We start from the raw sequence: 13,390 nt of genomic DNA on the forward strand, positions 1-13,390 counted from the left end.
AGCGGTCAGAAGTCGTCCGGGCACCAGGGGCGCCCGGGCGAGCGGAACAGGGCGTCGGCCAGCCGGGCGGCGCCCTCTCGCTCTTCCCGCACCCGCCCCAGCGCGGCGAGCCGCAGCAGCGACTCCCCGCCGAGCCACACGGACGCCAGCTCCTGGACGCCCAGCGTCACATCGGCGCTCGCGGTGGTGGCCGTACAGGACGCGCCCTGGGGCGAGACCTCCAGCCGGTACCGCCCCGCGGCGTACCCCCCGTCGTCCACGACCTCCAGCACCAGCGCGCCCTCGCGGTCGTACGTGCGCGCCTCCAGGGCCCGGACGACATCGAGGATCCGCACCCACAGCAGGTCCGCGTGGTCGGTGATCCGGGCGGCGCGCGGGTCGGGCAGGAAGAACGGGAGCAGGTCGTCGGGGCCGCGGCCGCCGCTGTCGACCTTGGTGACCCAGTCGATGGAGCACAGGTAGTGCCACAGGGCGCGCTGCGCCGCCGGGGTCGTGCCGAAGAGCCTGACGACACGCGCGGTCTGGTCGGGTTGCATGCCGGTCCAGGTGTCGTCGCACCGGTACGACACCAGGCCCTGGGGCTCCCCGGAGGCCGAGCGGTACAGGGCGTGCGTCGGCTCGACGTAGTCGGCGTGGGCCCGCAGCACGCCGGTGAACCGCTCCCACCACAGCTCGTCCCGGCTGACCGCGCCGGGCTGGGCGCGGCGGAACCGGTCGAACAGCTCCGGGCCCAGCTTGCGCACGTCCGCGCCGTCCAGCAGCTCGATCCGGCCGCCGTCGTCCGGGCCCGACCAGCGGGGATCGAGGCCGGCCCGCGGGACGTCGACGAGCCACCGGGAGACCCAGGCGGCCGGGCCGAAGCCGAACCGGCCGTAGATCGGGTACTCGGCGGCGGTCAGCGTGGCCACGACGTCACCGCGCTCCCGCGCCGCCGCGAGGTCCTGGGCCATCATGCGGCTCAGCAGGCCGCGGCGGCGGTGCGTCGGGCTGACGGTCACGCTGCTGATGGCGTCGGCGGGGACCACACCGCCGCCCACCGTGGTCAGCTCCTGGTCGAAGGAGCGGAACGTGGCCACCCAGCGACCGCCGTCGACGGCACCCAGATACCGGCCCGGCTCGAAGCTCCTGCCACGGGCGTCGAGTTGCTCACGGGCCAGGGCCGGGGACTGGGTGAACCCCACGGCCAGGGCGCGCTGCCAGTCGTCGAGGTCTGCTTCGGTGGCGGTACGCACGTCGTTCATACGCCCACCGTAGGCACGCGTCCCGCCGGGTGTCCTCCGGATTTCCGCTCGTCAACGCCATGCAGGGCCCTACGACCCTGCGGCCCTACTACGGTCACACCAGCAGATCGTCCACCTGCGCCTCGCCCACCCGGTACCGGCGGGCGATCTCGCCGCCGCAGCCGTCGGCGGTGTGCTGGAGCCGCTGCCGCCGCCGCGACACCTCCTGCTCGTACCCCACCAACCGGCACATGGCGGCGGTCAGTTCGAGGTCGGTGCGGGCGGTGAGGTCACTCAGCTCCACCTCGCCGAGCATCTCGGCGGCGAGCCGTCGCACCTCCTCGCCCCGCGGGGTGCCGACGGTGACATGGCGGGCCGAGGAGCGCTGGCGGGCCGGGGCGTCGCGCAGGATCTCCGCGAGCCGCTCGACCACGGAGGCGTCCTTCGGCGCGGGCACGGCCGCCCGGCCGCGCCGCGCCAGCTCCGCGTGCAGGATGTCGATCCGGCCCTGCAACAGCCGCCGCACATAGCTGAGATCGGCCTCGTCGCGCTGGGCGTCGCGGCGCAGCGCGCGCAGTTCGGACAGGCTCAGCCGGGACAGCCCGGGCGGCACCGCCGCGCCCCTGGGCTCGTCGGACCGCTGCACGGGCGGCCGGTACGACGTCCCCTGCGGGGCCGGCAGCTCACTGGTGCTGGAAGTGCTCATGTGGTTCGAACCGTCCCCTCGACCGGCGTGTGACAGCATCGTGCCACCCCCGGCGCACAGTATGTGACCGAGTGCCCCCGAACAGCCCCGGATGGGCGGTAAGGGAACCATAAGGGCCCGCCTGTGACCGCTTTCCCCGGACCCGGCATCATGGTCCGCATGCGAGCGGTGGTGCAGAGAGTGGACGGCGCGAGCGTCGTCGTGGACGGCGAGACGGTGGGCGCGATCGAGGGCGAGGGCCTGTGCGTCCTCGTCGGCGTGACCCATGACGACACCAAGGAGAAGGCGGCCCAGCTGGCCCGCAAGCTCTGGTCGGTCCGGATGCTGTCCGAGGAACGCTCGTGCAGCGACATCGACGCCCCGCTGCTCGTCATCAGCCAGTTCACCCTCTACGGCGACGCCCGCAAGGGCCGCCGCCCCACCTGGAACGCGGCGGCCCCCGGCGACGTCGCCGAGCCGCTGGTGGAGGAGGTCGTGGGCCAACTGCGGGCACTGGGGGCGACGGTGGCGACCGGGCGGTTCGGGGCGAAGATGCGGGTGTCGCTGACGAACGACGGACCGTTCACGGTGCTGCTGGAGATGTAGCCGCACCCCCGCCCCCCGAGGGCACTACGGCTCGACCACGACCTCCTGCGCCGCGGCCGTGTCCCCGGCCAGGAGCGGCGCGTCGACCGGCACGTTCCGCTTGACCAGGGCGAGCGCCACCGGCCCCAGCTCGTGGTGGCGCGCGGACGAGGTGACGAACCCGATTTTGCGGCCGTCGGGCCCCTCGTCCGCGAGGCGCAGCTCCGTGCCCGGCCCCGGCAGGTGCACGTCGCTGCCGTCGAGGTGGAGGAAGACGAGCCGGCGCGGCGGCTTGCCGAGGTTCTGCACGCGGGCGACGGTCTCCTGCCCCCGGTAGCAGCCCTTCTGCAGATGCACGGCCGTCCCGATCCAGCCCAGCTCGTGCGGGATCGTACGGTGGTCCGTCTCGAACCCGAGCCGCGGCCGGTGCTGCTCGATCCGCAGCGCCTCGTACGCGAGCAGCCCGGCGGCCGGCCCGTGCGTCGCCGCGAAGGACTCCAGGTCCTCGCGCGGCAGGAAGAGATCACGGCCGTACGGGGTCTCGCGTACGACGACGCCCTCGGGCACCTCGGCGATGGACCCGGCGGGCAGGTGCACGACCGCGAACTCGTCGGTGCGGTCGGCGACTTCCACCCGGTAGAAGAACTTCATCGACTCCAGGTACGCGAGCAGGGCGTCCCGCGTGCCCGGCTCCACGTGCGCCCAGACCGTGGTGCCGTCGTCCACCAGGTACAGCGCGTGCTCGATGTGCCCGTTCGCCGAGAGGATCAGCGCCTCGGTGGCCTGCCCGACGGGCAGTTCGCTGACGTGCTGGGTGAGCAGCAGGTGCAGCCAGCTCAGCCGGTCCTCGCCGCTGACGGTGAGCACGCCGCGGTGCGAGAGGTCGACGAATCCGGTGCCGTCGGCGAGTGCGCGCTGCTCGCGGAACAGGTCGCCGTAGTGGGCGGCGACGCCTTCGTCCACACCCTCGGCGGGGACGGCGCCGGACAGGGACAGCAGGGGGCTCTTCATACGCGCAAGCCTACGACGTGGTACTTGAACTCTTCAGTGTGCAGTCCTTGCAGCGGCCGAAGATCGCGAAGTGCTTCATGTCGGTGTCGAACCCGAACTGCCGCCGCAGCTTGTCGGTGAACTCCGCCGCCACGCTCACGTCCGCCTCGATGACGTTCTCGCAGTCCCGGCACACCAGGTGCAGATGGTGGTGCCGGTCGGCGAGGTGGTACGTCGGCGCACCGTGCCCCAGATGGGCGTGGCTGACCAGGCCCAGCTCCTCCAGCAGCTCCAGCGTGCGGTAGACGGTGGAAATGTTGACCCCCGACGCCGTCTTCCTCACTTCCACGAGGATGTCGTCGGGGGTCGCGTGTTCAAGGGTGTCCACGGCTTCGAGGACAAGCTGCCGTTGCGGCGTCAGCCGGTAGCCGCGCTGCCTGAGGTCGCTCTTCCAGTCGGTGCTCACCACACCGACGAGTCTAGAACCACGCCCGTCGCGCCGGGGCCTTGTCCGGTTTTCGCGTCCGGTCGCCCTTGAGGTGTCCTACTTGAAGAAGGCGATGCCGTCGTCCGGCATGTCGTCCGGGAGGGCCTTGGCCCAGCGTTCGACGTCCTCGGCGGTGACGACCTTCTTCAGGTGGGCGGACATGTAGGGGCGCAGCTCGACCTCGGGGGTCTGCTTCTCGCCGACCCACATGAGGTCGCTCTTCACATAGCCGTACAGCCGCTTGCCGCCGGTGTACGGGCGGGCGGCGGCGGTCCGGGCGACGGCGTCGGTGACCAGGTCGATCTGGGGCTTCTTGTCGGCCATCTCGCCGTACCAGATCTCGATGGTGCCGTCATCGCGGGTCATCGTGACCTCGACCTTGCGGTCGGCGTCGATCCGCCAGAAGCCGGACTCGGACTCCAGCGGCCGGACCTTGTTGCCGTCGTTGTCCAGGACCCAGGTGTGGGAGTGGTACTCCAGGAAGTCCCGGCCGTCGTGGCTGAAGGTGACTTCCTGGCCGAAGTTGCACTTCTCGGAGCCCGGGAAGTCGTGCACGCCGGCGCCGGCCCAGTCGCCGAGGAGGAAGGCGAGCGGGACGAGGTCCTTGTGCAGGTCGGACGGGATCTCGATCATGAGCGGAGCTTTCCTGGTGGGAGGGTCAGCGCTGGCCCTGGTACAGCTTCTTCACGGTCAGGTAGGCGAAGGCGAGCACGCCGACGCAGACCAGGACCAGCAGGGTTTCGAAGAAGATCTCCACAGGTGCTCCTTGAGCGAGGGTGGGCATACGACAGAGCCGGAGCCCAGCTTACGCGGCCGGGCCCCGGCTCTCCCTACGAGGTGGGCCTCAGCCGAGCAGCTGCTCCTGGAGCACGACCGTCTGCTGGAACGGCACGGCCTTCGTGCCGCCCTTCCTCGACTGTACGACGAGCCCGATCACGTCCCCGGCGACCAGGTACGCCTGCCGGACGTGCTCGGCGCCGTAGGGCTTGGTCTCCACGTACACCTCCTCCGACACGTTCGGCACCTTGGCGCGCGCCGGGAAGCTGTCCGCCACCGTGCTGGGCGCCCCGCGCAGGGGGTACGGCGCCTGGTCGTAGCCGAAGAAGTTTCTCTGCTGGACGTCCCCGGCGACCGCGCCGGTGTCGAACTGGAGCAGATAGATCCGGGTGCGGGTGCCGTCCGGCGTGGTCCAGCCGCGGGCGGCGATGTGCCGAAGGCCCCGGTCGGTGAACGTGCCGGCGAGGGTGTCCCGGTCCTCCTTGGCCGCGTACTCCGCGAGAAACGTCCCCGGCTTCACCCATCCGTTGTCCTTGGCGAGTGCCTCGTCCACCGTGGCGCCGTTCGGCGCGGGCAGCACCAGTTGTCGCAGGTCGGCGTAGTGAGCGGCGGCCTTGTTGGAGTCGGCGAAGGGCGCCGGGCGGCCGGCGGGCAGCGGCGGGCGGACCAGCTCCGGGTAGTCCCAGCGGCCGTCCGAGAGGGTGGCGAGACCGGGCACGTCGGTGCGCTCGACCCGCGTGACGCCGTAGGCCGTCCCGGCACCGCAGACCGCGAAGACGGCGACGGCGGCGACCCAGCGGAGCGCTCCGCGCAGCGAGCGGGTGGCCCGGGGGGCCGGGGGCGCCGCCGACGCAGACGGCTGCCCGGCCGCGGAGTCCCCGGCGGGCTCGGCCGCGACCTCCGTGCCCGACTCGGCCGCGACTTCCGTCTCCGTGCCCGGCTCGGCCATGCCCTCCGTCTCCGTGCCCGGCTCGGTCACGCCCTCCGCGGCCGTCTCCCCGGCGGTTTCCGCCGTGTCGTTCTGCTCGCTCATACGGCCTTCCCCGGTTCCTTGATGCGGTCGAGCTGGCGCTCGATGAAGAGCGCGATGGCGTTGCGGTCGAGGGGCTGGTGCCCGGCGACCTCGACGTCGACCAGGACATCGCCTTCGGCGGCGGAGCAGAACATCTCGTCGATCTTCTCCTTCGTGTCCTTGGGCGTCAGGAAGCAGCCGGCCTCCTTGTGGCCCTTGATCGCGGGCCCCTTGCGGAAGACGCCGAAGCCGGAGAACAGCGACTTCTGACCGGCTGCCTGCGCACGCACGGTGTCCAGGTCGCCCATCCGCACCAGCTGGAAGTCGACAGTGAAGGTGTGCTTCCCGTCCACCGACCAGGAGTCGATGCTCGCGTAGCTGCGCATGGCCATGCCGCTGATGTGCGCCTTGTCGATCAGGTCGTCCATCTTGCGCCGGGTGGCCGGCGGCAGACCGGTGATCGCCTGCTTGCGCAGCGCGGTGGCCTCACGTCCGCTGAGCTCGACGTCCGAGCCGTACCCCTCGACGTCCGGCCCCCGGCTGTATCCCCCCGCGCCCTCCGTGTACGGCAGCAGCATGCCCCGGAGCCCGGACGTCTCCTGCCCGCTCCCCTTCGCGGAGACCGCCGGGGGAAACTTCCATCCGGGCGCGCCCGGATCCCGGTCGGCCTCCGAGACGATCACGGCGGTGACCGCGACTCCGGCGACGACCGCGAGGGCGAGCGCGCCCCCCGCTATCCGCTTGCCCACTGTCCTGTTCACAGCCGCCCCATCTGCCGCTTCGCCAGATCCATGACCTTCTTCATCGGGACCGGTTTCGTTCCGACGACCCAGACCTCCATGTCTATGTCGCCGCGCGAGGCGGTGGCCTCGGCCTCGTACTGCGGCAGATACCCGGGTTCGGTGTGCGGCCGGGCATGCGTGAACGCCACCCCGTCCCCGGTGCCGGGTACCGACTGGCTGTCGGTGTCCGGCTCCTGCTCCCACCAGGACTGCTGGCCCGTCGCGTGCTCGTGCGCGCCGAGAGTCGTCTCCTGGCGGTACTGCACGAGCCGGATCTCGACGTCGTACGTGCTGTCGATCCGCCAGCTGGTGACGGCGACGCGCCGCAGCTCGTCCGACAGCAGCCCCTGGAACGCGCCCGCGGGGTCCTTGAAGCTCCCCGCGTACTCCGGGAGGTCCAGCCAGCCGTCCACGCCCTCTTCGAGAACGCTGTCCCGCGCCCCGCGCGGCTTCGGCAGCAGCAGCTTGCGCAGATCCCCGTCGGTCCTGACCCGCCGGTCCTCGGCCGCCGTCAGGACCGGGACCGTCCCCTTGCCCTGCCGCAGCACCGGCTGCGACAGCGGGGGCAGCTTCGTGGGCGCCCGGCCGGCCTGCACCACGTACCCGACACAGCCGCCCGCGACGACCCCGAGGGCGACGGCCCCGGCGATCAGCCCGGCGGTACGACCGCGCCGCCGCACCGGGGGCACGGGCCCCTCCGTCTCCCCCGCCTCCGCTTCCGGCTCCGCCGGTCCGTCCTCCGGCTCCGCTTCAGGCTCCGCCGGCCCGGCTTCCGGTTCCGGCACTTCCAGCGCTTCCAAGACATCCCCTCCCTGTACGGCACACGGATCCGGAGAACCGCGCACGCACAGCAGACTCATGACATGTGCATGGAGTTGCAGGGGAGATGGTCACGATTCGGGAAAGCGCGGAGGTGCCCCGGACACGCCGAAGGGCCGTACCCCACCTGGCGTCCAACCCAGGGGTACGGCCCTTCCGCGGTGCCGTCAGACGGCGATGGCCACCTCCGCGAGCCCGCCCTGCTGCGCGACGACCGTACGGTCGGCGGTGCCGCCCGGCACCAGCGCGCGCACGGTCCACTTGCCCTCGGCCGCGTAGAAGCGGAACTGACCGGTCGCCGAGGTCGGAACCTCCGCGGTGAACTCGCCGGTCGAGTCCAGCAGCCGGACGTAGCCCGTCACCGGCTCGCCGTCGCGGGTCACCTGACCCTGGATGGTGGTCTCACCGGGCTTGATCGTCGAGGCGTCGGGGCCGCCTGCCTTCGCTCCGCACATGCTGATTCTCCAGAGGTCGCTTGGGGTCGCTTACTTGTTGGCGCCGAGCTCGATCGGCACGCCGACGAGGGAGCCGTACTCGGTCCAGGAGCCGTCGTAGTTCTTGACGTTCTCCACGCCGAGCAGCTCGTGCAGCACGAACCAGGTCAGGGCCGAGCGCTCGCCGATGCGGCAGTAGGCGATCGTGTCCTTGGCGAGGTCCACCTTCTCCGCGGCGTAGAGCTCCTTGAGCTCGTCGTCCGACTTGAAGGTGCCGTCGTCGTTGGCGTTCTTCGACCACGGGATGTTGCGCGCGCTCGGGACGTGGCCCGGACGCTGCGACTGCTCCTGCGGCAGGTGGGCCGGGGCGAGCAGCTTGCCGGAGAACTCGTCGGGGGAACGGACGTCGACCAGGTTCTGGACGCCGATCGCCTTCACGACGTCGTCGCGGAAGGCGCGGATCGCGGAGTTCTGCGGCTTGGCCGAGTACTCGGTCCTCGCGCGCTTCGGGACCTCGTCGCCGGCGACCAGCTCGCGGGCGTCCAGCTCCCACTTCTTGCGGCCGCCGTCGAGGAGCTTGACGTTCTCGTGGCCGTACAGCTTGAAGTACCAGTAGGCGTACGAGGCGAACCAGTTGTTGTTGCCGCCGTAGAGGACCACCGTGTGGTCGTTGGCGATGCCCTTCTCCGACAGGAGCTTCTCGAAGCCCTCCTGGTCGACGAAGTCACGGCGCACCGGGTCCTGGAGGTCCTTGGTCCAGTCGATGCGGATCGCGTTCTTGATGTGGTTCTTCTCGTAGGCGGACGTGTCCTCGTCCACCTCGACGATCGCGATGGTCGGGTCGTCCAGGTGCTCCTGCAGCCAGTCGGCGTCGACCAGGACGTCGCTGCGACTCATGCTCTTTCTCCTCCGGGGCAGTTACGGCGGGGCGTGCGAGTGCGAAGGGGCGCGCGTCCGGAATGCGGGCGGCGCACGGGTGCCCAGCAGGGCAGGGGGTGAAGACGCGGAAGCGGAACTTCCGCTCAGAAGGGGCGACAGAGCATGGCGGCAACGCGGCACAGGTCGACTGCCCGCCGCTTCGTGAGATCCGCCTGTCGCTTCATGCCGTCGATCGTAGGGATGTGAGGGCGGGCGTGTCACCGGCATGTCGTATGTCGAGACACGATCGTCCGAATGGCGGGACAAGAAGAGCGCCCGGCGGCCGTCGCGGGGGCCTCCGGGCGCTCGGACGCGCCCTCACATCTGCGGTACGGACGTCACCGTCTCGCCCCTCGGACGAACGGCGCCCATCCGTGCCGCTTCGCGGCTCTTACCCCGCCAGCTTGACGTCCGAACCCTTCACGGTGATCTTCACACCGTCCTCGGCGGCCTCCACCTTGTCCAGCTTGATGCCGCCGGGCAGTTGGTCGATGACCTGCTGGAAGTCGGTGATCGTACGGACCCGGTCCTCGGCGAGCCCGGCGACCGAGGGGAGGGAGTCGGCGTGCACCTCGACCTTGTTGTTCACGACGCTGACGGTGCTCAGGACGGAGACCGTGCGGTCGACGGGGACGGCGCCGGCGACGGTGCCGCTCACCTTGACCGCGACCTTGATCTTGCCGTTGCCGCCGTCGGAGAGGCCGACGACCTTGGCCTGCACGCCGAGGCCGATGTCGGTGGGCTGCGACTTGGCGGTCTTCATCAGCTCGTCGTAGGAGACGGTCGCGGTGCCGGTGGCGCTGGAGGCGGTGGCCGAGCTGTAGTCGCCGGAGAAGGAGACGCCCTTCATGTCGGCCTTCAGGTCCTCGATGCGGATCGTCTTCCCGGCCTCACCGGTGGCCGCGTCGTAGCTCTTGATGCCGACCTCGACGTCGTCCAGCGAGCCGCCGGCGACCTGGGTGAGGAACGGGAAACCCTTGATGTTCACGTCCGGTGTCGACGCCAGCCCCTGCGACGACTTCAGCTTGTCCGCGGCCTGCCCCTCCGCGAAGTGCACCGCCACCCGGTCCACGATCACGAACAGCCCGCCCAGGATCACGACGATGATCAGCAGTATTCGCAGGGCGCGCATGTGGTGTTTCCCCCTGGGTCGACGTAGGTCACGGCTACGCCACGGTAACGCCGCGCGGCTTCGGCGAGCGGAATTGTCGATCACCTGTGACAGGGACGGGGTCGCTGCGGCCACTTACACCGATGGCGCCGAGCCGGACACCCGGTCCTACTCTGGAAGCATGTACGCACGGCGACGTCACGTGACCCCTCCCTGACGCGGCCCTCGCACTGCTTCGCAGGCTTCGGAGCCGCTGCGCCGGACTCCGCCCGCCGCCTCTCCGCACCCGCGTGCCACACGGCCTCCACGCCCGACACCTTCCCCCGACGAGCCGCCACCCACCATGGCGCCGAACGGCACACCCGGTCCTACCCTGGAAGCATGTACGCACGGCGACGTCACGTGTACTTCGCCATGATGGGGATCTGTATCGGCCTCTTCGTCCTGGCGTGGGGGGTCGTGCGGATCTGGTCCGTCCCGGCGGCCGTCGGCATGTGTGTCGTCGCCATGGTGATCCCGCCGGTCGCCGCGATGATCGCGAACCGGCGGGGGCCGGAGGACCGCTGGTGGGACGACCCCTCAGGCGATCCCCAGTCCGACGAGTGGTGGGACGAGCTGGACGGCAAGAAGCGCCCGCGCCGGTAACGGGTGTCAGTAGACGAGCGCCTGGGTGTCGTCGGCCAGCGACTCCTGGACGAAGACCTGCGCACCGGCGATGCGTACGCCCTCGATGACGTCCTTCTCCGTGATCTCTCGCCGGGCCGCGCACTGGGTGCACAGCGTGACGCGGCCGGCCGCGAGGAGGGAGTCGAGCAGGTCGGGCAGCGGGGCCGCGTGCGGCAGCTCGAACTCGGCGGCCCGCCCCGGCAGCGCGAACCAGGACGACTCACCGGTCAGCCACAGCGAGACGTCGACCCCGCTGGCCACGGCCACCGCCGCCACCGTGAACGCCTGAGAGCAGCGCTCGGGGGCATCGGCCCCGGCCGTCACCTTGATCACGAGCTTCTTCGCCATGCGGGAAGCCTAGCCCGCCGTACGACCACGCTCAGAACGCCACCAGCGGGGCCGCCCGCAACCGGGGCGATCTTGGACGACCCGGCAGTGGCTACCCCAGCACCCTCCCCAGCGCCCACACCACCGGTGCCGCCGCCGACAGTGGCAGGGCGACGCCGGCCGTGAAGTGGACGAAGCGGGAGGGGTAGTCGTAGGCGGCGACGCGGTGGCCGATCAGGGCGCAGACGCCGGCCAGGAGGCCGAGCAGGGCGCCCTTGGTGCCGAGGCCGGTCATGCCGCCCACCGCGATGCCGGCGCCCACCGCGGCGAGCAGCGAGACCACGACCGACGCGGGGGTCGGCAGGGGCAGCGCGCGGGCCAGCGCGGCGACGGCCACCGCGGCGGCGCCCACCGAGGTGGCGTGCGGGTCGGCGCCCAGGTAGCCGGTGGCCAGGATCGCCAGGGCCGCGGAGGCGACTGTCGCCATCAGGCCGTACATCCGCTCGTCCGGCGAGGCGTGCGAGCGGAGCTGGAGGACCAGGGAGAGCAGGACCCAGACGCCGAGGGTGCCCAGGATCGCGGCGGGGGCGTTGTCGCGGCCCGCGGCCAGGACCCCCACGTCGGCCGCGAGACCGCCCAGGAACGCCAGCGCGATGCCCTGCCGGGCCGGCCACATGCCGTTCAGCCGGAACCAGCCCGCCGCCGTCACCGCCTGGAGCAGCACCAGCGGAACGACCAGGGCGTACGAGCCCAAGCCCGCCGCCCCCGCCAGGAGCAGGCCCAGCAGCGCGGTGAGCAGCGCCGGCTGCATCCCGGGCTCGATGATCGGCGAACGGCCCTCCAGGCGGGCCCGCTGCGCGTCGGTGATCCGGGAGTTGCCGGCGAGCGTCGCGGGGCCGTAGCCGGGGCCGTCACCGGCCGGGGACTCGGGCGCGGAGACCGGCGCGGCGGCGGGTGCGGCGGCCGAGCCTGCGGGCGGGGCGGCCTGCGAGGCGGGTCCCGCCGTCGGGTACGGCTGCGGCATCGGATGAGGCTGCGGCATCTGCGCCATCGGCTCCGGCTGCGGCTGCGGCTGGCCCATCTGCATCTGCGGCTGAGCCACCTGCTGGTGCTGCGGCTGCGGGCCCGCGAAGCCCTGACCGTGCGTGCCGTCCTGATAGCCGCCCTGGTAGCTCTGCTGGTACCCCTGCTGCGGATAGTCCGTCACCGGCGGCATATACGCCGTCGCCTCCGCCGCCTGCACCGGTGCGTGCGTCCGGGTCTCCCAGGTCTGGCCCTGCCACTGCTGGGTCTGCTGGGGGTCGTAACCCCCCGCGGCGCCCTGCTGATACGCGTCGTAGCCCTCGTACGGGCCGCCCTGATACGGCTGGTCGGTCATCGACTCACCCTCCTGCGAACGGCGGGAGCACCTCGACCGTGCCGCCCTCGGCCAGCCGTACCGTCTCATGCGCGCGGGTGCCGACGGGGTCGCCGTCGATCAGGTAGGAGCAGCGCTGGAGCACTCGGGTGAGTTCACCGGGGTGCCGGGCGCGCACGGCGGTGAGCGCCTCGGCGAGGGTGGCCGCGTCGTACGGCTCCTCGGCGACACCGGCCGCGGCCTTGGCGGCGGCCCAGTAGCGCACCGTGACCTTGGGCATCGGGTTCCTCAATCGACGGCTGGAAAAACTGAGTAAGTAACGGGGCCAGGCTAGCCGGACCGGCGGGCGGCCCAGTCCCCGATGCGTGCCACCAGGGTGTCGTCCGTGGCGTGCTCGGCGTGGGCCATGCCCGGCTCCAGCCACAGTTCGGCGTGGCCGGCGGAGGCGTCGGCGAGCATGCGCGGGTGGTCGAGCGGGAAGTAGGCGTCGCGGTCGCCGTGCACGATCAGCAGGGGGGTGGGGGTGATCCGCGGGACCGCCTCGACGGGGGAGAGCGGTATCGGGTCCCAGTCGCGGTGGTGGATGCGGGTGCGCAGGCCGTAGCGGCCGACCAGGCGGCCCTCGGGGCGGGTGACCAGCCAGTGCAGCCGGCGCATGGGGGCGGTGCCCCGGTAGTACCAGCGTGCGGGCGAGCTGACCGAGACCACCGCGTCCACCGTGCCCGGGTACAGGGCCGCGTGCCGCAGGACCACCGAGGCGCCCATGGAGAAGCCGACGGTCACCGCGCGCTCGTGCCCGAAGCCGCGGGCCCACTCGACCGCGGCGGCCAGGTCGAGGACCTCCTTGTCGCCGACCGTGGAGCGGCCGCCCGAGCGCCCGTGGCCCCGGAAGGAGAGGGTCACGACCGCGCCGTACCGGGCGAGCCCCGCCGCCACCCTTCGTACGTGCGGCCGGTCCACGTCCCCCGTGAAGCCGTGCGCCATCACGAGGACCGGGGCGCCGGGGTCGTATACGGCCGCGCCCGGGTCGTATACGACCTCCACCGGAACGCCGTCCACTGTGCGCAGGAATGTCCTGACGGGTCCTGATCTGCCTGTCTCGCCATTCGGACGTACGGTGGAAGCTGCCACATGACCTGCCGGACGGTTGTTCATGTGGGCTATTCTGCTGGGCAGAGGACTCGGGCAGCGTAGCCACCGGGTCCTTTTGTGCTTTCGGA

The 13,390-nt window shown here is 71.6% G+C and carries 18 protein-coding genes; 2 read left to right on the top strand and 16 right to left on the bottom strand.

Annotation, left to right across the window (positions count from 1 at the left end):
- Positions 1-5: 5 nt before the first annotated feature.
- Both AB0927_RS29375 and AB0927_RS29380 read right to left on the bottom strand, forming a co-directional pair.
- Complete coding sequence (locus tag AB0927_RS29375; RefSeq protein WP_366670778.1) at positions 6-1,241, bottom strand: GNAT family N-acetyltransferase; 1,236 nt, start codon at positions 1,239-1,241, stop codon at positions 6-8.
- A gap of 94 nt (positions 1,242-1,335) precedes the next feature.
- The gene (locus AB0927_RS29380; RefSeq protein WP_366670779.1) at positions 1,336-1,926 is read right to left on the bottom strand and encodes an aerial mycelium formation protein; all 591 of its coding nucleotides are present in this window, start codon (positions 1,924-1,926) and stop codon (positions 1,336-1,338) included.
- Between the two features lie 159 nt (positions 1,927-2,085).
- Here AB0927_RS29380 and dtd point away from each other — a divergent pair, with 159 nt between their 5' ends.
- Positions 2,086-2,511 carry a D-aminoacyl-tRNA deacylase gene (gene dtd / locus AB0927_RS29385; RefSeq protein ID WP_366670780.1) on the top strand — a complete coding sequence of 142 codons (426 nt, stop codon included), beginning with the start codon at positions 2,086-2,088 and terminating at the stop codon, positions 2,509-2,511.
- A gap of 24 nt (positions 2,512-2,535) precedes the next feature.
- Here the strand turns inward: dtd and AB0927_RS29390 are convergent, their stop codons facing one another.
- The 10 genes from AB0927_RS29390 to AB0927_RS29435 form a co-directional block, all read right to left on the bottom strand.
- Positions 2,536-3,501, bottom strand: coding sequence for a folate-binding protein (locus AB0927_RS29390; RefSeq protein WP_366670781.1), 966 nt, complete (start codon positions 3,499-3,501; stop codon positions 2,536-2,538).
- Between the two features lie 10 nt (positions 3,502-3,511).
- Positions 3,512-3,949 (bottom strand): transcriptional repressor, encoded by a 438-nt coding sequence (locus AB0927_RS29395; protein WP_366670782.1) that lies wholly within the window; start codon positions 3,947-3,949, stop codon positions 3,512-3,514.
- Between the two features lie 75 nt (positions 3,950-4,024).
- Positions 4,025-4,600: an FABP family protein gene (locus tag AB0927_RS29400; RefSeq protein WP_366670783.1), complete on the bottom strand. Its 576-nt coding sequence runs from the start codon at positions 4,598-4,600 to the stop codon at positions 4,025-4,027.
- A gap of 211 nt (positions 4,601-4,811) precedes the next feature.
- The gene (locus tag AB0927_RS29405; RefSeq protein WP_366670784.1) at positions 4,812-5,777 is read right to left on the bottom strand and encodes a hypothetical protein; all 966 of its coding nucleotides are present in this window, start codon (positions 5,775-5,777) and stop codon (positions 4,812-4,814) included.
- Positions 5,774-6,517, bottom strand: a complete 744-nt coding sequence (locus AB0927_RS29410) for a hypothetical protein (protein WP_366670785.1) — start codon at positions 6,515-6,517, stop codon at positions 5,774-5,776. The genes AB0927_RS29405 and AB0927_RS29410 overlap by 4 nt, the downstream gene beginning before the upstream one ends.
- On the bottom strand, positions 6,514-7,338 hold the full coding sequence (locus AB0927_RS29415) for a hypothetical protein (RefSeq protein ID WP_366670786.1): 825 nt from the start codon (positions 7,336-7,338) through the stop codon (positions 6,514-6,516). Before AB0927_RS29415 ends, AB0927_RS29410 begins: the two co-directional genes overlap by 4 nt.
- Before the next feature lie 186 nt (positions 7,339-7,524).
- Complete coding sequence (locus AB0927_RS29420; RefSeq protein ID WP_366670787.1) at positions 7,525-7,812, bottom strand: DUF1416 domain-containing protein; 288 nt, start codon at positions 7,810-7,812, stop codon at positions 7,525-7,527.
- 30 nt (positions 7,813-7,842) lie between these two features.
- Entirely contained in the window at positions 7,843-8,688 is an 846-nt protein-coding gene (locus tag AB0927_RS29425) for a sulfurtransferase (RefSeq protein ID WP_366670788.1), read from the bottom strand.
- A 125-nt stretch (positions 8,689-8,813) separates the two neighbouring features.
- Positions 8,814-8,894, bottom strand: coding sequence for an Ms5788A family Cys-rich leader peptide (locus AB0927_RS29430; RefSeq protein ID WP_350751515.1), 81 nt, complete (start codon positions 8,892-8,894; stop codon positions 8,814-8,816).
- Between the two features lie 206 nt (positions 8,895-9,100).
- Entirely contained in the window at positions 9,101-9,841 is a 741-nt protein-coding gene (locus AB0927_RS29435) for a DUF2993 domain-containing protein (protein ID WP_366670789.1), read from the bottom strand.
- Positions 9,842-10,201: 360 nt separating this feature from the next.
- Here AB0927_RS29435 and AB0927_RS29440 point away from each other — a divergent pair, with 360 nt between their 5' ends.
- Positions 10,202-10,465 (top strand): DUF3099 domain-containing protein, encoded by a 264-nt coding sequence (locus AB0927_RS29440; protein ID WP_366670790.1) that lies wholly within the window; start codon positions 10,202-10,204, stop codon positions 10,463-10,465.
- Positions 10,466-10,471: 6 nt separating this feature from the next.
- Here the strand turns inward: AB0927_RS29440 and AB0927_RS29445 are convergent, their stop codons facing one another.
- The 4 genes from AB0927_RS29445 to AB0927_RS29460 all read right to left on the bottom strand — a co-directional run bounded on the left by AB0927_RS29445 (position 10,472) and on the right by AB0927_RS29460 (position 13,325).
- Entirely contained in the window at positions 10,472-10,834 is a 363-nt protein-coding gene (locus tag AB0927_RS29445) for a DsrE family protein (RefSeq protein ID WP_366670792.1), read from the bottom strand.
- Between the two features lie 91 nt (positions 10,835-10,925).
- Positions 10,926-12,191 carry a hypothetical protein gene (locus AB0927_RS29450; RefSeq protein ID WP_366670794.1) on the bottom strand — a complete coding sequence of 422 codons (1,266 nt, stop codon included), beginning with the start codon at positions 12,189-12,191 and terminating at the stop codon, positions 10,926-10,928.
- Positions 12,192-12,195: 4 nt separating this feature from the next.
- Positions 12,196-12,450 (bottom strand): MoaD/ThiS family protein, encoded by a 255-nt coding sequence (locus tag AB0927_RS29455; protein ID WP_366670795.1) that lies wholly within the window; start codon positions 12,448-12,450, stop codon positions 12,196-12,198.
- Positions 12,451-12,500: 50 nt separating this feature from the next.
- The gene (locus AB0927_RS29460) at positions 12,501-13,325 is read right to left on the bottom strand and encodes an alpha/beta fold hydrolase (protein WP_366670796.1); all 825 of its coding nucleotides are present in this window, start codon (positions 13,323-13,325) and stop codon (positions 12,501-12,503) included.
- Positions 13,326-13,390: the final 65 nt, after the last annotated feature.

The organism is Streptomyces sp. NPDC048106, from assembly GCF_040706415.1.
Classification (GTDB): domain Bacteria; phylum Actinomycetota; class Actinomycetes; order Streptomycetales; family Streptomycetaceae; genus Streptomyces.